The following is a 22,287-nucleotide window of genomic DNA, read 5'->3' as shown; positions in this document are numbered from 1 at the left end:
CTCGTGCAATTGCCGGTTCAAGGATTGCCCATCACGCGCTTGAGCGAGAAGTCGAAGTCTTCGTCTGGCAGGGCTGGGGGCAACTGCTGCACCGCCTCCAATCGCAAGCCGTAGCCGAACGGATTCAGGGGCGCTGCCAGTGCGCTGTATCCGCTGATGGCAACCAGATACCGGCCCGGAGCCACCTCCAGGTAGTCGTTGTTCTTCAGCCGTAGCGGGTAGTTCTCCTGGTAGTTGCAGAAGAACGCTGCGTCCCAGTCCATCAACGCGCCGAGGTCCGCCGCAACGAGCACACCCGAGGTGATATGCAGTGGCGCGCCCTGGTAGGTGAAATGCCGCTGTGCGCTGGCGGGTGGCAGGACGCCTTGCTCGAGAAATACCGCGTAGTCGTCGTCGGGTATCTGGTAGATGGGGAAGACTACCCCTTCGCCGATGGCCTGGGCCCCGATCGCCTGATCGTCGATGAACAGGCCGAACACATCGCTGCCCTGGTAACCGACGCGTTGCAGGAAAGCCTGCAGCGTCAGAGGGTCGAACAGCACGATGCCGGAAACGTGCAAGGTGATATTGGCGATGTTCTTCATAGGTCGCATCCTGGTGTTGCAGGAGTCGGTAATTTCAGATAGCCAGCGCCTCTTGATGGGCGCGGGCATTGTCGATAAGTGTTTGCTCCGGCTTTATGATAGCCATGGCCGTTCCCTCATTCCGCCCGGCTTATCCGGCGTATCTACTGGCGGTTCATGAGGATCGGACTAAAGGACTCCCCGCCAAGCTGGCGCATCTGGCGCAAAATCCACTGCTGACGCGTACGCACGTAGCCTGACGGCGCGCTCACTTTAAAACGTATCGGGTTAGGCAAAACGGCCGCGAGCAATGCTGCTTCCGACGCCGTCAGACGACGGGCGGGCTTGTTGAAATACCGCTGCGACGCCTCTTCCACGCCAAACACGCCCTCGCCGAATTCCGCGATATTCAGATAGACCGTCAGGATGCGGCGCTTGCTCCAGACGGTTTCGATGCCGAGCGTTAAACCCGCCTCCAGCCCTTTGCGCAGCCAGCTGCGCCCGTCCCATAAAAACAGGTTCTTCGCCGTCTGCTGAGAGAGCGTCGAAGCCCCGCGAATGCGTCTGCTGCGCTCGTTATGGGAGACGGCTTTCTGTATGGCCGCCATGTCAAAACCCCAGTGCTCCGGGAATTTCTGATCTTCCGCGGCAATCACCGCAAGCCCCATCCACGGCGAGATCTCATCCATGCTCACCCAGTCGGAATGTGCCACATAGCTGAAGTCGCCGCTAAACCAGGCGGAGAACTGCCGCTCGACCATCACCGCGGAAAACGGCACCGGCATAAAACTGAACAGCAAAATACCGGCAAGCCAGACGCCCGCCACGATAAGAAACGCCCTCAGCAGCAGACGCCGCAGGCGAGCAAACAATGAACCGCGCGCTTTACTCATGCGCACATCGCCACCAGCCGCGCCACCAGCTTTTCAATACCGGCCGCGGCTTCGTCAATGCTTTCAGCCAGCATATAGGCGGGCGTGGTCAGGACTTTATTCTCTTCATCCACCACGATATCGTCCACCGGGCACGGCACGTGTTCGCCGCCCATCTCTTCCACCAGCTCGGCCGTGTCGATATCAGTGCCGATGGTCAGGCGCAGCGGCGCGGCGATAATTTTCGGCAGCATGGCGGGCGCGATGCAGATAAACCCGAGCGGCTTACCGGCTGCATGCATCGCCGTTGCGAGCGCATGAAGCGCCGGGTCGACCGCGCATTCGCTGCCGCGCGTCGCAAAATCGCACAGGTTTTTCGCAGCGCCAAATCCGCCAGGCACCACCAGCGCGTCGAGCTCTTCGGCGCGCGCGTGTTCAAGCGGCGTTATTTTGCCGCGCGCGATACGGGCCGCTTCCGCCAGCACGTTGCGCGTCTCGCCCGTCGGTTCGCCCGTTAAGTGATTAATCACGTCCGCTTGTGGTTTATCGGGGGCGAAACAGACCGCCTGCGCGCCGTTGCGGGCCAGCGCCAGCAAGGTAATTACTGCCTCATGTATTTCCGAGCCGTCATAAACGCCGCACCCACTTAACACCACGCCGATTTTTTTCATGATTCATCCTTAAGTTAAACCGTTGAAAATGTGACTAAAACAACATTTAAACGCTATGCTTCACACATTTTACTGATTCATATAACAAATCATTTAAGATTTGCTATCTTATGTACGAGCGCAATGATCACTCAGGCCGCGCCACGTAGTTAAAAAGATCAACATCATTAATCAATGGCGAGGCCACGATTTCCCTGGTGTTGGCGCAGTATTCGCGCACCCCGGTATAGCCGGGGTCATTTTTTTCCGGCACCGGCAACCCACGCTTTCAGCGCCTCAACGTCGTGCGGCCACTCCTGCTTCAGCTCTTCAATCCATTCACCAACGTTATCCCACCACGCCGGCAGATCGGGCGACTGGATTTTCTGCGCCAGCTGCTGCAAATGACGCAGCCCTACCGCGCCAGCGGCGCCTTTGATTTTATGCCCCTCTTCCACGATGCCCTTTTGATCGCGCGCGGTGAGGTTAGATTCCAGAACGCTCAGGTAGCCCGGCATCATCTTTTCGAACATCGCCAGGCCATCGGTGATGAGCTTCGGGCCAACCAGTTGCAGATATTGCTCCAGCATCGGGAGATCCAGCAGCGCCTCCTGCTTGCCGTCATCGCTTGTCGTCACGTCATGCTCCTCGTCGTCAGGTTGCGTATCCCAGAACTTTTTAATGGTCGCGGTCAGGGCCGGCACCGCCAGCGGCTTGCTCAGCACATCGTCCATTCCCGCTTCCAGATACTCTTTTTTATCTTTCAGCACGTTGGCCGTCAGCGCCACCAGCGGCGGCAGCGCGTCGCGAGTGTAGCGGCGGTGCAGTTCGCGTGAGATATCAAGGCCGGTCATGTCCGGGAGCTGGATATCGAGCAGCACCAGGTCGAATTCGCCGGGGCTGAACATCTCCAGCGCCGCGTTGCCCGTCATCGCCACCTCGACGCTACAGCCGAGTTTTTCCAGCACCGAGCTTGCGACAATCACGTTCAGCTCAATGTCTTCCACCAGCAGCACATGCAGCGCCGGCAGCGGCATTTCGTCGTCGGTCAGCGTGTCTTCCACTTCTTCCGCCACGCGCGGCGCCTGCACCGTCAGCACAAACGTCGAGCCCTGGCCTGGCTTGCTGGATACCGTGATATCTCCGCCCATGCTTTTCGCAAGGCGGCGCGACACCGCCAGGCCAATCCCGGTGCCGGTCGCCGGTTTGCCGCCCTGGCTGTCTTTCACCTGGTAATACATGGCGAAGATCTTATCCTGCTCCTCCTGCGGGATGCCGATCCCGGAATCTTCCACCTCAAAGCGTAGCTGCTCATTTTCGTTATAGCTGACGCGCACCGCCACCTGCCCCTGCTGGGTGAATTTCACGGCGTTGCTGATGAGGTTCCAGAGGATCTGGCGAAGACGCGTGCCGTCGGTCAGCACTTTATGCGGCACCGGTCGTACCGGCTCCATCACAAAGCGCAGCCCTTTCTGCTGCGCCTGCAGGCCGGAGAGGTTTTCCAGGTCCGCCAGGAAGCTGGTGAAATCGACAGGCTGATTGTCGAGCTGCACTTTGCGCCGCTCGATTTTATCCATGTCGATAATATCGTTGAAAATATTGCCGAGCGTCACGGCAGAAACGTGGATCGTCTTCAGGTATTTTTCCTGCTCGGCGCTCAGCTCGGTGTCCAGCAGAATGCGGCTCAGGCCCACGATGCCATTAAGCGGCGTGCGCAGCTCATGGCTGATGGTGGAGATAAACGTGGTTTTGTCGCGGCTGGCGCGCTCCAGCGCGTCCTGATAGCGCTTACGCTCGGTGATATCGCGCCCGAAGCCCATCAGCCCGTGACGTTTGCCCACGCGGTCGTAATACGGCACCTTGCGGATCTCAAAACAGGCTTTGCGCCCGTCCGGATAGTCGAGCCACTGCTCGTAGGTCAGCGAGACGTTATGGCGGAAGACTTTTTCGTCGGTCTCCAGCACCTTTTCCGCCGCTTCGGGTGCATAAACTTCATGCGGTTTCAGGCCAATGAGTTGCTTTTCGCTTTTGCCGGTGAGCAATTCCATGGCGCGGTTGCAGCCGGAAAATTCTTTGTCTTCATTGCGGTAGAACACCAGATCCGGCGAGGCGTCGAGAAACGAGCGCAGGAAGGAAGATTGCTGCTCCAGCTGGATTTGCGTCACTTCGCGCTCTTTCATCTCCACTTTCAGCTGCTCCAGCATATGCTGACGCTCGGCTTCCGCTTTTTCGCGATCGGCAATTTCCTGATTGAGCTGGGCGATGTTGTCCTTGAGCTGAACATTGAGCTTCAGGTCGCGCTCGCGCATCTCTTCGAGCTTATCGACCAGTTTAGAGAGCCGCTGACGCGACTCCTCAAGCTGTTCCACCACCACCGACAGGAAATAGACCGCCCAGGGCGTAATCAACAGACCAAAGAAAATCGACCGGATAACGTCGATGCTCTCGACCTGGCCGTGCAGCACCATCGTCACGGCCATTTGCACCGCCATCGCCAGCACCACCAGCGCAAGGGCCAGCAGCAGCGAAAAGCGCACCAGGCCAAGCTTTACAAGTAAATCAACGTAATACTGCGCCAGCATGCGGATCTGTTTCATAAAGGATTCCTGTACTGATATTCCGTTCAATAATACCTAAATCCGCCCCTGAGGCGGCAATTCAGGCAAAAAAGTGCGGGGTAAAAAGGCGGGTGGCCAAAAAAGCAGCGCTTACGGGACGTCAGGCACGCCAGACCAGGGGCGTCCGAGCGCCGAACCCTGAACGCCATACTGGTTGAGATAGCGGTCAATCTCCACCATGCCGGTCCAGCGATTTTCGCACCATAGCGGGGCCAGCAGCGTCGGGCGGCGGGCGCTGGCGGAGATACGATGGTAGATTATCTCAGGCGGCGTATGGCGAATCATCTCCCCGGCCGTCGCGGCGTACTCCTCAAGCGCGATACCCGTAAGCCGCCCCGCCCGCCAGGCTTTCGCCATAATGCTGCCTTCGACGATATGCAGCGGATGCAGTTTGATGCCGTCCACGCCGGTCTCCGCGACGCGCTCAAGCGAGGTCAGCGCGTCGGTAGCGGTCTCGCCCGGTAAACCGACGATAAGATGCGTGCACACCTTAAGCCCCCTCGCCCGCGCCCGGCGCGCGGTAGCCTGATAACAGGCGAAGTCGTGCCCGCGGTTGATGCGGCGCAGGGTTTTATCCTGCGCGCTTTGCAGCCCCAGCTCCAGCCAGACTTCATACTCCTGTTCACGGTAGCCCGCCAGCAGATCAAGCACGCTCTCCGGCACGCAGTCGGGCCGGGTGCCGACGCACAGCCCAACGATATCCGCCTGGCTTATCGCCTGCTGATACATCCCCCGCAGGACGTTAACTTCTGCAAAGGTGCTGGTGTAAGCCTGAAAATAGGCGAGATAGCGCCGCGCGCGATCCACCCGCACGGCCTGCTGCGCCAGCTGTTGGGCAATAGAGAGATGCTGCTGGGCTTCATCGGCGAACGAGGCGACATTACAGAAGGTGCAGCCGCCGCGTCCGAGCGTGCCGTCGCGGTTGGGGCAACTGAAGCCGCCATGCAACGAGAGTTTATGAACTTTTTGCCCGTAACGACGCATCAGGTCGCCGCCAAACATATTGACTAATTTTTGTAACTGCATAATCTGAAAAGCCGCCCAGCCAAAGGGCGTCAGCCTGCCATTTTTCTCTCTTTTCGGCGATGACCTGGATCAAGCGCCCCGGCCAGCTTTTATCTAATGAATAATCATTCAGCATAAACGCCGTTTTAGTCATCAGAACACTAATTACTTTTCCTTATGATCGCAGCGATTATTTAAGGATTATGACGGACCGGAAAAAACAGAGCGTTTATGCGGCTTGTAGGCCATAAGCAACAGATTGTGCTGCTTTAAAAAGCAATAACAGCGCGCTATCTATATATAGCCGCTTTCTTATAGTGAGTCAGATCACACATCACCGCCGCTTATCACCCGAAAAAGGCAATGTAAAAAGGGTTAAATTTACTTTGCATTCAAATAGATGAGTGTTCTTTAGCACAGTTTTGAATAAATAAGAATGACATTTGACCTGTGTGCGGATTCCCGATAAGTTGGAATTTCGCTGGAAGCTTTCTCGATGGGCGTTCTGCTCATCATATTTATGCAGTAAATGAGATTCCCTCTTAAGTAAGTCCTCAACGACGATGTACCGATGAAAAAGGATATCTGGAGGGCGACACGCAAGGTGTGCGTATGACGCGCAATACCCTGTCGCCACACCCTTTTTGCGCCCGCGCGCCATCGGTACAGGAGGGAGTCCCGCAGAGCCTGGGGAGGTTCACTGATATGTTGTACGATAAATCTCTTGAGAGGGATAACTGTGGTTTCGGCCTGATCGCCCACATAGAAGGCGAACCTAGCCACAAGGTCGTGCGTACCGCGATCCATGCGCTGGCGCGCATGCAGCACCGCGGCGCTATCCTCGCAGATGGTAAAACCGGCGACGGTTGCGGCCTGCTGCTGCAAAAACCGGATCGCTTTTTCCGCATGGTCGCCGAAGAGCTCGGCTGGCGTTTAGCCAAGAACTATGCCGTTGGCATGCTGTTCCTGAATCAGGACCTTGAGAAAGCCAGCGCCGCGCGCCGTATTGTGGAAGAAGAGTTACAGCGGGAAACCCTGTCTAACGTGGGCTGGCGCGTGGTGCCGACCAACGAAGGCGTGCTGGGTGAAATAGCGCTCTCGTCCATGCCGCGCATTGAACAGATTTTCGTGAATGCCCCGGCAGGCTGGCGTCCACGCGATATGGAGCGCCGCCTGTTTATCGCGCGCCGTCGCATTGAAAAACGTCTGATTGAAGATAAAGAGTTCTACGTCTGTAGCCTCTCGAACCTGGTCAATATCTATAAAGGTCTGTGTATGCCGGCGGATCTGCCGCGCTTCTACCTGGACCTGGCGGACCTGCGTCTGGAATCGGCCATCTGCCTCTTCCACCAGCGCTTCTCCACGAACACCGTGCCGCGCTGGCCGCTGGCGCAACCGTTCCGCTACCTGGCGCACAACGGCGAAATCAACACCATTACCGGTAACCGCCAGTGGGCCCGCGCGCGTACCTATAAATTCCAGACGCCGCTTATCCCTGATTTGCACGACGCCGCGCCGTTCGTCAACGAAACCGGCTCTGACTCCAGCTCCATGGATAACATGCTGGAGCTGCTGCTGGCGGGCGGGATGGATATCGTGCGCGCTATGCGTTTACTGGTGCCGCCAGCCTGGCAGAACAACCCGGAGATGGACCCGGACCTGCGCAGCTTCTTCGATTTTAACTCCATGCATATGGAGCCGTGGGACGGCCCGGCGGGCATCGTGATGTCCGATGGGCGCTTTGCCGCCTGTAACCTCGACCGCAACGGCCTGCGTCCGGCGCGCTATGTCATTACCAAAGATAAGCTCATCACCTGCGCCTCTGAAGTCGGCATCTGGGATTATCAGCCTGACGAAGTGGTGGAAAAAGGCCGCGTCGGGCCTGGCGAGCTGATGGTTATCGATACCCGCGGCGGGCGCATTCTGCACTCGGCGGAAACCGACAACGATCTCAAGAGCCGCCACCCGTATAAAGAGTGGATGGAGAAAAACGTCCGTCGCCTGGTGCCGTTTGAAGATTTGCCAGACGATCAGGTCGGCCAGCGTGAGATGGACGACGCACTGCTGGAAAGCTATCAGAAACAGTTCTTCTACAGTAACGAAGAGCTGGACGCCGTTATCCGCGTGCTGGGTGAAAACGGCCAGGAAGCGGTGGGCTCGATGGGCGACGATACGCCATTCGCCGTGCTCTCCAGCCAGCCACGCATTATCTATGATTATTTCCGCCAGCAGTTCGCCCAGGTGACTAACCCGCCTATCGATCCGCTGCGCGAAGCGCACGTGATGTCGCTTGCCACCAGCATTGGTCGCGAGATGAACGTTTTCTGCGAAGCCGAAGGCCAGGCGCACCGCCTGAGCTTTAAATCGCCGATCCTGCTCTACTCCGACTTTAAACAGCTCACCACACTTGAAGAAGAGCACTATCGCGCCGATACGCTCGATATTACCTTCGAACCGGCGCAGACGACGCTCGAAGAGACCGTGAAAGCGCTGTGCGATAAAGCGGAGCAGATGGTACGAAATGGCACCGTGCTGCTGGTACTCTCGGATCGCAATATCGCCAAAGACCGCCTGCCAGTGCCCGCGCCGATGGCCGTCGGCGCTATCCAGACGCGTCTGGTGGAACAAAGCCTGCGCTGCGATGCCAACATCATCGTAGAAACCGCCAGCGCCCGCGACCCGCACCACTTCGCCGTACTGCTCGGCTTCGGCGCGACCGCCATCTACCCGTACCTCGCCTACGAAACGCTGGCGAAACTGGTCGATACCGGCGCTATCGAAAAAGATTACCGCAGCGTGATGCTGAACTACCGCAACGGCATCAACAAAGGGCTGTACAAGATCATGTCCAAAATGGGCATTTCGACGATTGCGTCTTACCGCTGCTCCAAACTGTTTGAAGCCGTCGGCCTGCATCGTGATGTCTCTGAGCTCTGCTTCCAGGGCGTGGTCAGCCGTATCGGCGGCGCGGGCTTCGCGGATTTCGAGCAGGATCTGCAAAACCTGTCGAAACGCGCCTGGCTTGCCCGCAAGCCGCTTACCCAGGGCGGACTGCTGAAATATGTGCACGGCGGCGAATACCACGCCTATAACCCGGATGTGGTGCGCACGCTTCAGCAGGCAGTGCAGAGCGGCGACTACAGCGACTATCAACAGTACGCGAAACTGGTAAACGAACGCCCGGCGGCGACGCTGCGCGACCTGCTGGCGCTGAACCCGCAGGCGGACGCGGTACGTGTGGAGGATGTCGAACCGGCGAGCGAACTGTTCAAACGCTTTGATACCGCGGCGATGTCTATCGGCGCGCTGAGCCCGGAGGCGCACGAGTCGCTGGCGGAGGCGATGAACAGCCTCGGCGGTTTCTCGAACTCCGGCGAAGGCGGCGAAGATCCGGCGCGCTACGGCACCAATAAAGTCTCGCGCATTAAACAGGTGGCCTCTGGCCGCTTCGGCGTCACGCCGGCGTATCTGGTGAACGCCGACGTGATTCAGATTAAAGTGGCCCAGGGCGCGAAACCTGGCGAAGGCGGCCAGCTGCCTGGCGATAAAGTCACGCCGTACATCGCGCGCCTGCGTTATTCGGTGCCGGGCGTGACGCTTATCTCCCCGCCGCCGCACCATGATATCTACTCGATTGAAGATCTGGCGCAGCTGATTTTCGACTTAAAACAGGTCAACCCGAAGGCGATGATCTCCGTGAAGCTGGTGTCCGAGCCGGGCGTTGGCACCATCGCCACCGGCGTCGCGAAAGCGTATGCGGACCTCATCACTATTGCCGGTTATGACGGCGGCACGGGCGCAAGCCCGCTCTCCTCCGTGAAATACGCGGGCTGTCCGTGGGAGCTTGGTCTGGTGGAAACCCAGCAGGCGCTGGTGGCGAACGGTCTGCGTCATAAGATTCGCCTCCAGGTGGACGGCGGCCTGAAAACCGGCCTTGATATCATCAAAGCGGCCATCCTCGGCGCGGAAAGCTTCGGCTTTGGCACAGGTCCAATGGTGGCGCTCGGCTGTAAATACCTGCGTATTTGCCATCTGAACAACTGCGCGACCGGCGTCGCGACCCAGGATGACAAACTGCGTAAAAACCACTATCACGGTCTGCCGTTCAAAGTGACGAACTACTTTGAATTCATCGCCCGTGAAACGCGTGAACTGATGGCGCAGCTTGGCGTAACGCGCCTGGTGGACTTGATTGGCCGCACCGACCTGCTCAAAGAGCTGGAAGGCTTTACGGCGAAGCAGCAAAAGCTGGATCTGGCGAAACTGCTGGAAACCGCCGAGCCGCATCCTGGTAAAGCGGTCTACTGCACCGAGAGCAACCCGCCGTTTGATAAAGGCGATCTGAACGCGCAGCTGCTGGCGCAGGCGAAGCCTTATGTGGAAAGCCGCCAGAGCAAAACGTTCTGGTTTGATATCCGCAACACCGACCGCTCCGTAGGCGCGCTGCTGTCGGGGTATATCGCGCAGTCGCATGGCGATCAGGGCCTCGCGTCCGACCCGATTAAAGCGTACTTCACCGGCACGGCAGGCCAGAGCTTCGGCGTCTGGAATGCGGGCGGCGTAGAGCTGCATCTGACGGGCGACGCCAATGACTACGTCGGCAAAGGCATGGCTGGCGGTCTGCTCGCCATTCGCCCGCCGGTAGGGTCATCATTCAAGAGCTATGACGCGAGCATTATCGGCAACACCTGCCTGTATGGCGCGACGGGCGGCCGTCTCTACGCCGCAGGCCGCGCGGGCGAGCGTTTCGCGGTGCGTAACTCCGGCGCCATCACGGTCGTGGAAGGCATCGGTGATAACGGCTGTGAATACATGACCGGCGGCATCGTCTGCATTCTCGGCAAAACCGGCGTCAACTTCGGCGCGGGCATGACGGGCGGTTTCGCCTACGTGCTGGATGAAGACGGCGAATTCCGCAAGCGCGTCAACCCGGAGCTGGTGGAAGTGCTGAGTGTCGACGAATTAGCGATTCACGAAGAACATCTGCGCGGGCTTATCACCGAGCATGTTCAGCAGACCGGTTCGCATCGCGGCGAAGAGATCCTGGCAAACTGGCCGGCGTTCTCCTCAAAGTTCGCGCTGGTTAAACCGAAGTCCAGTGATGTCAAAGCATTGTTGGGTCACCGTAGTCGTTCCGCAGCCGAGCTGCGGGTGCAGGCGCAGTAAGAGGTCACGATTGATGAGTCAGAACGTTTACCAATTTATCGACTTACAGCGCGTTGATCCGCCAAAAAAGCCGCTTAAGATCCGTAAAATTGAGTTTGTGGAAATTTATGAGCCCTTTTCAGAAGGCCAGGCCAAAGCGCAGGCAGACCGCTGCCTGTCGTGCGGCAACCCTTACTGTGAATGGAAATGTCCGGTCCATAACTACATCCCCAACTGGCTGAAACTTGCCAACGAGGGGCGCATTTTCGAAGCCGCGGAGCTTTCTCACCAGACCAACACGCTGCCGGAAGTCTGCGGCCGCGTCTGCCCGCAGGACAGGCTGTGCGAAGGCTCCTGCACGCTGAATGATGAATTCGGCGCGGTGACCATCGGCAATATCGAGCGCTATATCAATGATAAAGCGTTTGAAATGGGCTGGCGGCCCGACCTCTCCGGCGTGAAGCCGACCGGCAAACGCGTCGCGATTATTGGCGCGGGTCCGGCGGGCCTCGCGTGCGCCGACGTGCTGACGCGCAACGGCGTGAAGGCTGTCGTGTTCGATCGTAACCCGGAAATCGGCGGCCTGCTGACGTTCGGCATTCCGGCCTTTAAGCTGGAAAAAGAGGTGATGACCCGCCGCCGTGAAATTTTCACTGGCATGGGCATTGAGTTCCAGCTCAATACCGAAGTGGGCCGTGACGTTCAGATGGACGCGCTGTTGCAGGACTATGATGCGGTGTTCCTCGGCGTCGGCACTTATCAGTCGATGCGTGGCGGGCTGGAGAACGAAGACGCGCCGGGCGTGTATGAAGCGCTGCCGTTTCTTATCGCCAATACTCGTCAGATCATGGGCTTTGAGGAAGACGCGCAGCAGCCGTTTATCAGCATGGCGGACAAGCGTGTCGTCGTGCTGGGCGGCGGCGACACCGCGATGGACTGCGTGCGTACCTCGGTACGCCAGGGCGCGACCCACGTTATCTGCGCCTATCGTCGTGATGAAGAGAACATGCCGGGCTCGCGTCGTGAAGTGAAAAACGCGCGTGAAGAAGGCGTGGAGTTCCAGTTCAACGTGCAACCGCTCGGCGTTGAGATCAACGCCAGCGGCAAAGTGTGCGGCGTGAAAATGGCGCGCACGCAGATGGGCGAGCCCGATGAGAAAGGCCGTCGTCGCGCGGAAATCGTGCCGGGCTCTGAACATGTTCTGCCTGCCGATGCCGTGGTAATGGCGTTCGGCTTCCGTCCGCACAGCATGGAGTGGCTGGCGCAGCACAGCGTTGAGCTCGATTCCCAGGGCCGCGTGATTGCGCCGGAAGGTAACGACAACGCCTTCCAGACCAGTAACCCGAAAATCTTTGCTGGCGGCGATATCGTGCGCGGCTCGGATCTGGTGGTGACCGCTATCGCTGAGGGCCGTAAAGCCGCAGACGGCATTATGAATTATCTCGAAGTCTGAGCCGGGCGCTCATACGCGCGCTAAGGGAGGCCTCGCGCCTCCCTTTTTTATTTTGTTAATTAATAAATCAACATTTTTTCTTTCCGAAAAAAGACTATTCAGCGGACTGAGCGATTTTGTTCTCTATAACGTCTTTGGTTCTGAATCGGCCAGAATCTCCTTTATAGTCCGCGTGTTTCCTCAGATATTCCGCACGTTATTTACCAAATCAATCATTTCCCCCCCCGTCTGAAACCGGACCGCCAAATTCATAGATATTTTATATTTATAAATTCTGCATCTTTTGGAAAGCATGTTATTTGCGCGAGCAATGAAATAAGCTGCGGCGACGCCGCCCCCTTATTTAACGCATTATTATATTGGACGTAATTATGAATGCTTCTAAATTATTCAGGAAAAACAGAATTGCAACCCTCATGGCAGGCGTCTTTCCTGCCATGGTGCTCTTCACCCCTTCGCTCTCGTATGCCGTCACCAATATCGATGAAGATACTGAAGACACCTATATCTTTAGCGGTGACAAAGAGTATGTGATTGCCGATGGCGTAACGATGTCGTCTACCACCAGCGATCCAAGCGCGATGGTTAAAGGCAAAAGCATTACCTCGATTATCAATAACGGCACCATTAAAAACGATAACGGCAACGCAATGGTGATTGATATTTCCAGTCAGTCATCAGCCATGATGACGCTGGAAAATAAAGGCGACATCACCAGCGCCGGGACCGCCATTGACGTTCTGAATGGCGATAACGTCACCATCATTAATACCGGCACTATCTCCGGCAGCGATTATGCGATCTCTTTTGAAAGCGGCGGTAATAACGCGCTGGTGCTGAAAGCGGGCTCGAGTCTGCAGGGCGATGTGATCACGAAAGGCTCCGCGAATAATACAATTACCCTTAACGACAGCGGCAGCGAAGACAGCAATTTTATTGGCGCAGATAAAGGCGACGGTTTTAAATCGCTGACGATGGATGGCAGCGAATGGACGCTGACCGGCGATATCGATCTGACAGGTCAAGGCGACAGCCTTATCGTGAAGACGGGCAAACTGACGCTCGGCGGCGAGGTGACAAATACCGGCGCATCGCTCATCGATGCTGACGCCACGCTGCAAATCGGTACCGGCAGCGGCGATAACGCGTCGCTCCAGGGCAACGTCACCAATAACGGTACGCTGGTATTCAACCAGGCGGCAGATTACACCTTCGCGGGCGATATTTCCGGCTCCGGCAATCTGGTGAAAGAGAACACCAGCACCCTGACGCTGAGCGGCAATAACCGCTACAGCGGCGATACCACGCTTAACGGCGGCACGACGATGCTCGCTGAAAACGGCACGATCGGGCCTGACGGCGGCACAGGAAATATCAATATCAACGATGGCGCCACGTTTACTTCCGCGGGCACGGTAAACAGTAACGTGGTTATCGCCGCAGGCGGCGTGCTGGCTTCCTGGAACGCGGTAAGCGGCAATGAAAACGCCACAACGCCTGCGTCCGGCAACACGATCACCGGCGATGTCACCAACCAGGGCACGCTGCAGATCGCGGGCGGCAACAACGTCGGTAATGCGTTCACCATTGACGGTAACTATACCGGCGACGCGGGCAGCCGTATCGTCATGAATACCGAGGCGGGCCTGGATGATTCTCCTACCGATCACCTCGCCATTACCGGCAACAGCGCGGGCAGCTCTGCGCTGGACGTCGCTAATATCGGCGGCCAGGGCGCGCAGACGATAAACGGCATTGAGCTTATCAGCGTGGGCGGCGCGTCTGATGCCACCTTCACGCTGGATAAACCGGTCGTGGCCGGGATGTGGGAATACGACCTTTATCAGCATGACGATGGCAACTGGTATCTGGAATCGAAAGCCAGCGACACTCCGGACCCGACGCCCGATCCGACGCCAGACCCGGATGACAATGGTGGTGACGATAACGGCGGCGATACGCCTGCACCGGAAGTCTACCGCCCGGAAGCCGGCGTCTATATGGCCAACTACCTGGCCGCGCAGCAGATGTTCATCCATAAGCGCGACGACCGCGATCAGCTGATGCTGCGCGACGCCGACGATCTGAATACCTGGATGTATGTGAAAGGCGAGTACAACGACGGCAACTTCGCCGACAGCAATCTGAAATACAAGATTCGCTCCGCCGTGGTGCAGCTGGGTAGCGACGTGCTGAGTAAAAACCTCTCAACCGGCACGCTGCACAGCGGCTTTATGCTCGGCGCAGGCTACAGCGACACCACTGCGGATGCGCGTCATAACACGCGCTCGGCAGATGGCCGCGTCAATGGCTACAACCTCGGTGTTTACGCCACCTGGCAGGAAGACGAGAAGCTGCGTCTTGGCAGCTATGTCGACAGCTGGGCCTCCTACAGCTGGTATAACAGCCAGGTGAACGGCGACGACATGCCGGGCGAGAAATATGACAGCCAGGGCTACGCCGCCTCGCTGGAGCTGGGTCACGCCTGGCTCGTGCCGTCAGAGAAAGCGCGCACCATGAAGTTCGAACCACAGGGCCAGGTGATTTACAGCAATCTGGATCAGGATTATCACGTCGAATATAACGGCACCCGCGTCGGTACGCCGGATAATGACGCCGTGCTGGGCCGTGTCGGCCTCAAGGCGAGCTATGTGGATCAGAAAGCGGTGGAGGCCTGGCAGCCTTATGGCGCAGTGAACTGGCTTATCGGTAACGGCATGAGCGATCTCAGTTTCAACAACGAGACGCTGGATTCTAACGTGCCGTCTAACCGTTTCCAGCTTGAGACCGGCGTGAGCGGCAAAATGAACGACGCGACGACCGTGTCATTCCGTGTCAGCAGCGAATGGGGCGATAACTCCTACAACGCCTACTCCGGCCACATGCTGGTGAACTACCGCTGGTAACAGAGCGGAGATGATATCCCAACCGCCTTTCGGGGCGGTTAGACACAAAAAAAGCCGGTATGCGCAAACATACCGGCTTTTTACTGTGCGCAGACGCGATTACTTCACTACGCGCAACGCAGGACGTCCGCCACGCGGCGGCGGCTCGTCATCCGGGCCATTATCTTCCGCATCGTCAGGCTTATCGCCATCAATCACGGACATTACGGTTTCCGGCTCTTCAGCGCTGTTCTCGTCGTTCAGGCTCGCCATCGCTTCATCATAAGCGGCCTCTGGCTCGAACATCGTACCGGCGCCATTTTCACGGGCATAAACCGCCAGCACGGCGGCCAGCGGTACGGTGACCTGACGCGGTACGCCGCCGAAACGGGCGTTGAAGCGCACTTCATCATTCGCCAGTTCCAGATTGCCGACCGCGCGCGGCGCGATATTCAGGACGATTTGCCCGTCACGCGCGTACTCCATCGGCACCAGCACGCCCGGCAGCGTCACATCCACGACCAGGTGCGGCGTCAGCTGGTTATCCAGCAGCCATTCATAAAAGGCACGCAACAGATAAGGACGACGTGGAGAGAGCTGAGACATATCCATAAGGTTTAGCCCCGGGTTTGCAGGCGGATTTCGCGCTCGGCTTCGGTCAGCGAAGCAAGGAACGAATCACGCTCAAACACGCGAGTCATGTAGCCTTTAAGCTCTTTCGCGCCCGCGCCGCTGAATTCAACGCCCAGTTGCGGCAGACGCCACAGCAGCGGCGCCAGGTAGCAGTCTACCAGGCTGAACTCATCGCTCAGGAAATAGGGCTTCTGACCAAACACGGGCGCGATAGCCAGCAGCTCTTCGCGCAGCTGTTTACGCGCGGCATCGGCTTCCTGGGCAGAACCACTGACGATAACGTTCATCAGCGTGTACCAGTCTTTCTCGATACGGTGCATGTACAGGCGGCTTTCACCGCGAGCGACCGGATAAACCGGCATTAACGGCGGGTGCGGGAAACGCTCATCAAGATATTCCATAATGATGCGCGACTCCCACAGAGTCAGTTCACGGTCTACCAGCGTCGGCACGCTTTGATTTGGGTTGAGGTCAATCAGATCCTGCGGCAGGTTATCCGTTTCCACATGCTCAATTTCAAAGCTGACACCCTTTTCAGCCAGCACAATGCGGACCTGATGGCTGTAGATATCAGTAGGACCAGAAAACAGCGTCATTACCGAACGTTTGTTGGCAGCGACAGCCATGAAAACCTCCAGGTATATTCAGAAAGTTACTGCTACCAGCCGCAAACACGGCCGGCCTTATCGATTACCCTTCCGTGCCGAACTTACTTCCGTCTGCAAAACGAACAAAACGTGAACAGTTACCAGCATTTGGGCACAAAATTGGATGATAGTTTACCAGATTTTGCGCAGCTTGTGGTGAGAGGTTTTAGCCGTTTGCCGTAAATGGACGGGATTTCAGTAGATTAGGGACAGATAAAAATTCCGGGCATAAAAAAACCCGGCTGTATGCCGGGTTTTTCGCCAATACGATTCTGCAAAAGCAGAAAAATATTAACGTTTGGAGAACTGCGGACGACGACGTGCTTTACGCAGGCCGACTTTCTTACGTTCAACCTGACGAGCGTCACGAGTAACGAAGCCAGCTTTACGCAGTTCAGAACGCAGAGACTCATCGTACTCCATCAGAGCGCGGGTGATACCGTGACGGATCGCACCAGCCTGACCAGAGATACCACCACCTTTAACAGTGATGTACAGATCCAGTTTCTCAACCATGTCGACCAGTTCCAGCGGCTGGCGAACTACCATGCGGGCAGTTTCGCGACCGAAGTACTGTTCCAGAGAACGCTGGTTGATAACGATTTTACCGTTGCCCGGTTTGATAAACACACGAGCGGCGGAGCTTTTGCGGCGACCAGTGCCGTAGTATTGATTTTCAGCCATTGCCATAATCCCGATTAGATGTCCAGAACTTGCGGTTGCTGCGCCGCGTGGTTGTGCTCGTTGCCCGCGTAAACTTTCAGTTTACGGTACATAGCACGGCCCAGAGGGCCTTTCGGCAGCATGCCTTTAACCGCGATTTCAATTACGCGCTCAGGACGGCGGGCAATCATCTCTTCAAAGGTCGCTTCTTTGATACCACCGATGTGGCCAGTGTGGTGGTAGTACATTTTGTCAGAACGCTTGTTGCCGGTTACAGCAACTTTTTCTGCGTTCAGAACGATGATGTAGTCACCGGTATCAACGTGCGGAGTGTATTCCGCTTTGTGCTTACCGCGCAGGCGACGAGCCAGTTCGGTAGCCAGACGGCCCAGAGTTTTACCGGTCGCGTCAACAACATACCAGTCGCGTTTTACGGTTTCTGGTTTAGCTGTAAAAGTTTTCATTAAAAGCTTACCCAAATATAGAGTTACACGTTGGCGAACACCCAAACGCTTAAATTGAGTTGAGGTTCACACGACAAAGTCCGCAAACCTACCCCCTCGGATATGTTTTCGGCACACAAAAGTTTCGGGAAAAAAACTTTCTTGTAACGTGGGGTCGCAAGATTATAGAGAAGTCGAGTATAAAGATCGACCCCTTTTATGCGTAAAGTCACAGGATTCGCTCCTCCGGGTGCAAAGGAGCGACCCGGCTTCACGGCAAGTGGGGGCGTTTAAGGTATTCTTCGCTCTGCATCTCCTGCAAACGCGACAGGCAGCGCCTGAATTCAAACGCCAGCTGTTCGCCCTGATAGATGCTTTCCAGCGGCGCATCCGCCGACACCACCAGCTTCACCTGGCGTTCATAAAACTCATCCACCAGCGCGATAAAGCGCCGCGCCGCGTTCTCCGTGGACGTGGTCATCACAGGAACGTCAAACAGCAGCACCGTGTGGAACTGGCGCGACAGCGCGATGTAATCATGTTGGCTGCGTGCATCGACACACAACGTAGCGAACGACGCCGCGAGCGTCTGGTTCTCCACGCCAAGCGTTGGGAGCGGGCGATGGTTAATCTCAAGCGACGGCGCCTCACGACGCGGCGCGCCCGCCAGCGCCTGCCAGAGTTTATCCATCTGCTGCGCTGTCGCTTCATCGCGCGGCGACAGCCACAGGTGCGCCTGCGTCAGCGTGCGCAGACGGTAATCGATACCCGCATCGACGTTCATTACGTCGCAGTGCGTTTTAATCGCCTCGATAGCGGGCAGAAAGCGCGTGCGCTGCAGGCCATTGCGATAGAGTTCGTCAGGCGGAATATTGGAGGTCGCCACCAGCGTAATGCCACGCGCGAACAGCGCCTGCATCAGGCCGCCCAGCAGCATGGCGTCGGTGATATCAGAGACAAAGAACTCATCGAAGCAGATAACGTCGGCCTGCGCTTTAAAGCCGTCGGCGACGACTTCCAGCGGATCGGCCTGGCCCTGCAGCGCGGCGAGCTCTTCATGCACGCGTAACATAAAGCGGTGAAAGTGCAGGCGGAGTTTGCGCTCGCCCGGCAGGCTATGAAAGAAAAGATCCATCAGCCAGGTTTTGCCGCGCCCGACGCCGCCCCACATATATAAGCCGCGTACCGGCGGCGTCTGCGGGCTTTCGTCGCGTTTGCCGAACAGCCTGCCGACTTTCGTCAGCAGGCCGCCGCGCGCGGGTTCGGGCCCGGCGGATTTTTGCGAAAGCGCCTGCCAGATAAGATTCAGACGATTTACCGCTTCATGCTGGACGTCGTCCGGCTGATGGGTGCCCTCGTTCAGGGCCTGTTGGTAGCGCGATGTCGGAGAGAGGCTCTGCATATATTATTATTACTTCCTGAAAACGGTTCGCCACAGCGTGATTTGGCCAAAAAAAGGCCGCTCTACACTACGCCATGCCGCTCCAGGATTCCACTTCTCCTGAATTAGCGGTTATAGTGGGTTCACCGGTCGACGGCACGCAGACGAGAAGCCAAGCCTCGCCGTTACCACCCTACGGAATCACAAGACAACGGGAGATGTTCATGACCTGGGAATATGCGCTTATTGGGTTAGTCGTCGGCATCATTATCGGCGCCGTCGCTATGCGTTTCGGTAACCGCAAATTACGTCAACAGCAGGCTCTGCAATACGAGCTTGAGAAAAACAAAGCGGAGCTTGACGACTACCGCGAAGAACTGGTCAGCCACTTCGCCCGCAGCGCCGAACTGCTGGATAACATGGCGCATGACTATCGTCAGCTCTATCAGCACATGGCGAAGAGCTCAAGCAGCCTGCTGCCGGAAATGTCCGCTGAAACCAACCCATTCCGCAACCGCCTTGCAGAATCGGAAGCCAGTAACGATCAGGCGCCGGTACAGATGCCGCGCGACTATTCTGACAGCGCGTCCGGCCTGCTGCGCACTGGCGCGAAGCGCAACTGATCCGCTGTAAAATCCTTACCGTCGGGCGCCTGTCGCGCCCGCTTTTCTTTCAGCGCTGACTATGCTTATTCTGAGCGCTGCCGTCCCGATGACAGCATTGTTACAACATTGAGAATTCAATAATATCCGTCTTTTCAGGTTACGGTTTATAACCAGGTTGCGAGAGCTGCGTTCATGAAAAAACAAACCCTGCTGTTAAGTACGTTAGCGTTAAGTCTCGGTTTATCTCTTCCGGTCGCCGCGCCGGTATTCGCCGCGCTGCCCTCGCAGGTGCCGGGCCAGCCTGCGGTCCCAAGCCTCGCGCCGATGCTGGAAAAAGTGCTGCCTGCGGTCGTCAGCGTACAGGTGCAAGGCACCGCCGTGCAGGAGCAGCGCGTGCCGGAAGAGCTGAAAAAGTACTTCGGCGAATCGATGCCTGAACAGCAGGCGCAGCCGTTTGAAGGGCTCGGCTCCGGCGTCATTATTGATGCCGCGAAAGGCTATGTGCTCACCAACAATCACGTGATTAATCACGCCGAGAAAATCAGCGTGCAGTTAAACGATGGTCGCGAGTTTGAGGCCAAACTGATCGGCGGCGATGACCAGAGCGATATCGCGCTGATCCAGCTGCAAAACGCCAGTAACCTGACGCAAATCCAGGTGGCGGATTCTGACAAACTGCGCGTCGGGGATTTCGTGGTGGCCGTCGGCAACCCGTTTGGGCTCGGCCAGACCGCCACTTCCGGCATCGTGTCGGCGCTCGGGCGCAGCGGGTTGAATCTGGAAGGCTTTGAGAACTTCATTCAGACCGATGCCTCCATCAACCGCGGTAACTCCGGCGGCGCGCTGCTGAACCTCAACGGCGAGCTTATCGGCATTAATACCGCCATTCTCGCGCCGGGCGGCGGCAGCGTCGGTATCGGCTTTGCCATCCCCGCCAATATGGCCCAGACGCTCGCAAAACAGCTGATGCAGTCCGGCGAGGTGAAACGCGGCCTGCTTGGCATCAAGGGCACGGAGATGAGCGCCGATATCGCCAAAGCCTTTAACCTCAACACGCAGCGCGGCGCGTTTGTCAGTGAAGTGCTGCCGAATTCCGGCTCCGCCAAAGCGGGCATTAAAGCAGGCGATGTGATTGTCAGCCTCAATGGCCGTCCGCTCAACAGCTTCGCGGAGCTGCGCTCGCGCATCGCCACCACTGAGCCTGGCACCAAAGTGAAGCTTGGCCTGCTGCGTGATGGCAAAGCGCAGGAGGTGGAAGTGACGCTCGATAAGAGCACGTCGTCTTCCGCCAGCGCCGATATCATTGCGCCCGCCTTACAAGGGGCGACGCTGAGCGACGGTCAGCTTAAAGACGGTACCAAAGGCATTACTATTGATAACGTCGAGAAAGGCAGCGCGGCCGCGCAGGCGGGCCTGCATAAAGATGATGTGATTGTGGGCGTCAACCGCGAGCGCGTCAGCACGATTGCTGAAATGCGCAAGCTGCTGGCCAGCAAGCCTGCTATCGTCGCCCTGCACATTGTTCGCGGCAACGACAGCCTCTATTTACTGCTGCGTTAATAAACTGAGATAACGGACATCACGCCCCGTGTGATGTCCGTTTAACTCATGGTATGCTGCGCCCGTCCCCTGGCTACTTATCTCATACACATGTTTCTGAAGCTTTTACGCTCGGTAATGGCGGGATTGATCGTCGCAGCGCTGCTGCTGACGCTTGTGCCTTCCCTGCGCCCGTATAATCCGCTGTTGCAGCCGCGTCTGGACAGCAACGATGAAGCGCCCGTGAGCTATAACCGGGCGGTGCGTCGTGCTGCGCCCGCGGTCGTGAATGTTTATAACCGCAGCCTTGGCGGCAGCAACCGCAGCCAGCTCGAAATCCGCACGCTCGGCTCCGGCGTTATCATGGATCAGCGCGGCTATATTCTGACCAACAAACATGTGATTAACGACGCCGACCAGATAATCGTGGCGTTACAGGATGGCCGCGTGTTCGAGGCGCTGCTGGTCGGCTCCGACAGCCTGACCGACCTCGCGGTGCTGAAAATCAACGCCACCGCCCTGCCGGTTATCCCTATTAATCCGCAGCGTATGCCGCACATCGGCGATGTGGTGATGGCGATAGGCAACCCTTACAACCTCGGGCAGACCATCACCCAGGGGATTATCAGCGCGACCGGGCGCATCGGCCTTAACCCTTCAGGTCGTCAGAACTTCCTGCAAACCGACGCCTCCATCAACCACGGCAACTCCGGCGGCGCGCTGGTGAATTCGCTGGGCGAACTGATGGGCATCAACACGCTCTCCTTTGATAAGAGCAACGACGGTGAAACGCCGGAAGGCATCGGTTTCGCTATCCCGACCCAGCTTGCCACGCGCATCATGGAAAAACTGATCCGCGACGGGCGCGTGATCCGCGGCTACATCGGCATCAGCGGCCGTGAAATCACGCCGATGCATACGCCTGCGGCGGGTATCGATCAGATTCAGGGGATTGTGGTTAATGATGTGGCACCGGACGGCCCGGCGGCGCGCGCGGGCGTTCAGGTGAACGACGTGATTGTGTCGGTGAACCACAAGCCCGCGATCTCCGCTCTGGAAACGATGGACCAGGTGGCGGAAATCCGTCCGGGATCGGTTATCCCAGTGGAAGTGATGCGAAACGATCGCAAGCTCACCATCCAGGTGACGATTCAGGAATACCCGGCAACCCCGGAATAGCGGGCG

At 57.5% G+C, this 22,287-nt stretch carries 16 protein-coding genes; 6 read left to right on the top strand and 10 right to left on the bottom strand.

What is annotated here, in order from left to right; translation table 11 throughout:
- Positions 1-17: 17 nt before the first annotated feature.
- The 5 genes from AFK67_RS02075 to AFK67_RS02055 all read right to left on the bottom strand — a co-directional run bounded on the left by AFK67_RS02075 (position 18) and on the right by AFK67_RS02055 (position 5,729).
- Positions 18-584, bottom strand: coding sequence for a hypothetical protein (locus tag AFK67_RS02075; protein ID WP_007714756.1), 567 nt, complete (start codon positions 582-584; stop codon positions 18-20).
- 143 nt (positions 585-727) lie between these two features.
- Positions 728-1,456, bottom strand: a complete 729-nt coding sequence (gene mtgA, locus AFK67_RS02070) for a monofunctional biosynthetic peptidoglycan transglycosylase (protein WP_007714754.1) — start codon at positions 1,454-1,456, stop codon at positions 728-730.
- On the bottom strand, positions 1,453-2,106 hold the full coding sequence (elbB, locus tag AFK67_RS02065; protein WP_007714749.1) for an isoprenoid biosynthesis glyoxalase ElbB: 654 nt from the start codon (positions 2,104-2,106) through the stop codon (positions 1,453-1,455). Before elbB ends, mtgA begins: the two co-directional genes overlap by 4 nt.
- A gap of 236 nt (positions 2,107-2,342) precedes the next feature.
- Positions 2,343-4,682, bottom strand: coding sequence for an aerobic respiration two-component sensor histidine kinase ArcB (gene arcB / locus AFK67_RS02060; protein ID WP_007714743.1), 2,340 nt, complete (start codon positions 4,680-4,682; stop codon positions 2,343-2,345).
- Positions 4,683-4,793: 111 nt separating this feature from the next.
- Complete coding sequence (locus AFK67_RS02055; RefSeq protein ID WP_007714740.1) at positions 4,794-5,729, bottom strand: tRNA modification radical SAM protein MnmL/YtqA; 936 nt, start codon at positions 5,727-5,729, stop codon at positions 4,794-4,796.
- A gap of 684 nt (positions 5,730-6,413) precedes the next feature.
- Between AFK67_RS02055 and gltB the strand changes: the two genes are divergently transcribed.
- The 3 genes from gltB to AFK67_RS02035 all read left to right on the top strand — a co-directional run bounded on the left by gltB (position 6,414) and on the right by AFK67_RS02035 (position 15,212).
- Positions 6,414-10,874 (top strand): glutamate synthase large subunit, encoded by a 4,461-nt coding sequence (gene gltB, locus AFK67_RS02045; RefSeq protein WP_085958817.1) that lies wholly within the window; start codon positions 6,414-6,416, stop codon positions 10,872-10,874.
- A gap of 13 nt (positions 10,875-10,887) precedes the next feature.
- Positions 10,888-12,306: a glutamate synthase small subunit gene (locus AFK67_RS02040; RefSeq protein ID WP_007714738.1), complete on the top strand. Its 1,419-nt coding sequence runs from the start codon at positions 10,888-10,890 to the stop codon at positions 12,304-12,306.
- 416 nt (positions 12,307-12,722) lie between these two features.
- Positions 12,723-15,212 carry an autotransporter family protein gene (locus tag AFK67_RS02035; RefSeq protein ID WP_085958816.1) on the top strand — a complete coding sequence of 830 codons (2,490 nt, stop codon included), beginning with the start codon at positions 12,723-12,725 and terminating at the stop codon, positions 15,210-15,212.
- A 99-nt stretch (positions 15,213-15,311) separates the two neighbouring features.
- Here AFK67_RS02035 and sspB read toward each other — a convergent pair whose 3' ends face one another.
- The 5 genes from sspB to zapE all read right to left on the bottom strand — a co-directional run bounded on the left by sspB (position 15,312) and on the right by zapE (position 18,979).
- Positions 15,312-15,803: a ClpXP protease specificity-enhancing factor gene (gene sspB, locus AFK67_RS02030; RefSeq protein WP_007714736.1), complete on the bottom strand. Its 492-nt coding sequence runs from the start codon at positions 15,801-15,803 to the stop codon at positions 15,312-15,314.
- A 5-nt stretch (positions 15,804-15,808) separates the two neighbouring features.
- The gene (sspA, locus tag AFK67_RS02025; RefSeq protein ID WP_007714734.1) at positions 15,809-16,450 is read right to left on the bottom strand and encodes a stringent starvation protein SspA; all 642 of its coding nucleotides are present in this window, start codon (positions 16,448-16,450) and stop codon (positions 15,809-15,811) included.
- A 312-nt stretch (positions 16,451-16,762) separates the two neighbouring features.
- The gene (rpsI, locus tag AFK67_RS02020) at positions 16,763-17,155 is read right to left on the bottom strand and encodes a 30S ribosomal protein S9 (RefSeq protein WP_000829818.1); all 393 of its coding nucleotides are present in this window, start codon (positions 17,153-17,155) and stop codon (positions 16,763-16,765) included.
- 14 nt (positions 17,156-17,169) lie between these two features.
- Complete coding sequence (rplM, locus tag AFK67_RS02015) at positions 17,170-17,598, bottom strand: 50S ribosomal protein L13 (RefSeq protein ID WP_002437467.1); 429 nt, start codon at positions 17,596-17,598, stop codon at positions 17,170-17,172.
- A gap of 250 nt (positions 17,599-17,848) precedes the next feature.
- Positions 17,849-18,979: a cell division protein ZapE gene (gene zapE / locus AFK67_RS02010; protein ID WP_007714728.1), complete on the bottom strand. Its 1,131-nt coding sequence runs from the start codon at positions 18,977-18,979 to the stop codon at positions 17,849-17,851.
- A 203-nt stretch (positions 18,980-19,182) separates the two neighbouring features.
- Here zapE and zapG point away from each other — a divergent pair, with 203 nt between their 5' ends.
- The 3 genes from zapG (at position 19,183) to degS (ending at position 22,281) form a co-directional block, all read left to right on the top strand.
- Entirely contained in the window at positions 19,183-19,581 is a 399-nt protein-coding gene (zapG, locus tag AFK67_RS02005) for a Z-ring associated protein ZapG (protein ID WP_004385113.1), read from the top strand.
- A 174-nt stretch (positions 19,582-19,755) separates the two neighbouring features.
- On the top strand, positions 19,756-21,123 hold the full coding sequence (gene degQ / locus AFK67_RS02000) for a serine endoprotease DegQ (RefSeq protein ID WP_007714725.1): 1,368 nt from the start codon (positions 19,756-19,758) through the stop codon (positions 21,121-21,123).
- 90 nt (positions 21,124-21,213) lie between these two features.
- Positions 21,214-22,281, top strand: a complete 1,068-nt coding sequence (degS, locus tag AFK67_RS01995) for an outer membrane-stress sensor serine endopeptidase DegS (protein WP_007714723.1) — start codon at positions 21,214-21,216, stop codon at positions 22,279-22,281.
- The last annotated feature ends 6 nt before the right edge of the window (positions 22,282-22,287 follow it).

The organism is Cronobacter dublinensis subsp. dublinensis LMG 23823 (assembly GCF_001277235.1).
Classification (GTDB): Bacteria; Pseudomonadota; Gammaproteobacteria; order Enterobacterales; family Enterobacteriaceae; genus Cronobacter; species Cronobacter dublinensis.
The sequence above is the reverse complement of the archived record's forward strand: the minus strand, read 5'-3'. Positions and strand labels throughout refer to the sequence as shown.

Bases quoted from the DNA above. Each gene is read 5' to 3' on its own strand.
- AFK67_RS02040 (WP_007714738.1), top strand. From the start codon at position 10,888: ATGAGTCAGAACGTTTACCAATTTATCGACTTACAGCGCGTTGATCCG.
- AFK67_RS02075 (WP_007714756.1), bottom strand. From the start codon at position 584: ATGAAGAACATCGCCAATATCACCTTGCACGTTTCCGGCATCGTGCTG.
- zapE (WP_007714728.1), bottom strand. From the start codon at position 18,979: ATGCAGAGCCTCTCTCCGACATCGCGCTACCAACAGGCCCTGAACGAG.
- elbB (WP_007714749.1), bottom strand. From the start codon at position 2,106: ATGAAAAAAATCGGCGTGGTGTTAAGTGGGTGCGGCGTTTATGACGGC.
- degS (WP_007714723.1), top strand. From the start codon at position 21,214: ATGTTTCTGAAGCTTTTACGCTCGGTAATGGCGGGATTGATCGTCGCA.
- AFK67_RS02055 (WP_007714740.1), bottom strand. From the start codon at position 5,729: ATGCAGTTACAAAAATTAGTCAATATGTTTGGCGGCGACCTGATGCGT.
- rpsI (WP_000829818.1), bottom strand. From the start codon at position 17,155: ATGGCTGAAAATCAATACTACGGCACTGGTCGCCGCAAAAGCTCCGCC.
- AFK67_RS02035 (WP_085958816.1), top strand. From the start codon at position 12,723: ATGGCAGGCGTCTTTCCTGCCATGGTGCTCTTCACCCCTTCGCTCTCG.
- degQ (WP_007714725.1), top strand. From the start codon at position 19,756: ATGAAAAAACAAACCCTGCTGTTAAGTACGTTAGCGTTAAGTCTCGGT.
- mtgA (WP_007714754.1), bottom strand. From the start codon at position 1,456: ATGAGTAAAGCGCGCGGTTCATTGTTTGCTCGCCTGCGGCGTCTGCTG.
- sspA (WP_007714734.1), bottom strand. From the start codon at position 16,450: ATGGCTGTCGCTGCCAACAAACGTTCGGTAATGACGCTGTTTTCTGGT.
- zapG (WP_004385113.1), top strand. From the start codon at position 19,183: ATGACCTGGGAATATGCGCTTATTGGGTTAGTCGTCGGCATCATTATC.
- gltB (WP_085958817.1), top strand. From the start codon at position 6,414: ATGTTGTACGATAAATCTCTTGAGAGGGATAACTGTGGTTTCGGCCTG.
- rplM (WP_002437467.1), bottom strand. From the start codon at position 17,598: ATGAAAACTTTTACAGCTAAACCAGAAACCGTAAAACGCGACTGGTAT.
- sspB (WP_007714736.1), bottom strand. From the start codon at position 15,803: ATGGATATGTCTCAGCTCTCTCCACGTCGTCCTTATCTGTTGCGTGCC.
- arcB (WP_007714743.1), bottom strand. From the start codon at position 4,682: ATGAAACAGATCCGCATGCTGGCGCAGTATTACGTTGATTTACTTGTA.